The organism is Mesorhizobium sp. M7D.F.Ca.US.004.03.1.1 (genome assembly GCF_003998635.1).
Lineage (GTDB): Bacteria > Pseudomonadota > Alphaproteobacteria > Rhizobiales > Rhizobiaceae > Mesorhizobium > Mesorhizobium loti.
Genome location: NZ_RZQG01001569.1, coordinates 1 through 737 on the forward strand (window position 1 = coordinate 1; position 737 = coordinate 737).

The 737-nt window shown below is 56.2% G+C and carries 1 protein-coding gene; it reads right to left on the minus strand.

The genetic code is table 11. The features are described from left to right. Positions 1-572: ABC transporter substrate-binding protein (locus EN935_RS42625; RefSeq protein ID WP_281040418.1), on the minus strand; the 572-nt coding region annotated here is incomplete at its 3' end. Positions 573-737 lie beyond the last annotated feature (165 nt).

Genomic DNA, 737 nt, shown 5'->3' on the forward strand with positions numbered 1-737 from the left:
ACGCTGTTGTCACCCTTGCCCTGCTTCAATGCAGTCGGGCTGGCAATTGCGAAGGACGGCAGGGTCTGCGTTGTCAGAAAGCTTGAATTCGGCTTCTTCAACCTGACTATGAAAGTCGAGGAGTCGGGCGCCTCGACGGCGGCAATTGCCGACTTGGAACCGTGGCCAAGCACGATGTTCGACCAGTAGCTGTTGCCTTGGAGGCTCTTCGGAAAGTTGATCCAGCGCTCATAATTGTACTTTACCGCCTGAGCGTCGACAGGGGTACCGTCATGAAACTTGACCCCCTCGCGGATCTTGAAGGTGTAGGTCAGACCGTCGGGAGAAATTTCCGGAAGCGCGGATGCAAGGAGCGGTTTGATCTCGGTGAGCGAGCCCTGTTTAAGGCCAACCAAACCCTGCATGACGTTGCTGGTCACGTAGTAGGAATTGGTATCGCTGACCAGCGCTGGATCAGTGTTGCGGATGTCGCCGGGGATTCCGACGATAAGCGTCTCGCCGCCGGCTAGGGCGGGGCCGGCCAGCGTGGAGGCGACGAGGAGTGGGGCGGCAACTCTTGAGAGGATGTTCATGATTGTTCCCATCTGCGGGCGCCAGAACCCTTCTATGTGGATCATTGCGCCGGCGTGTTTGTGCATACCGGGAAACGCTAGCACCGCCCAAATATTCACAAAATCGAAAGTTCCTTATGGCGAACTGTCAAAATTCATGAAGTATGGACCTCACCCTGATAGCTG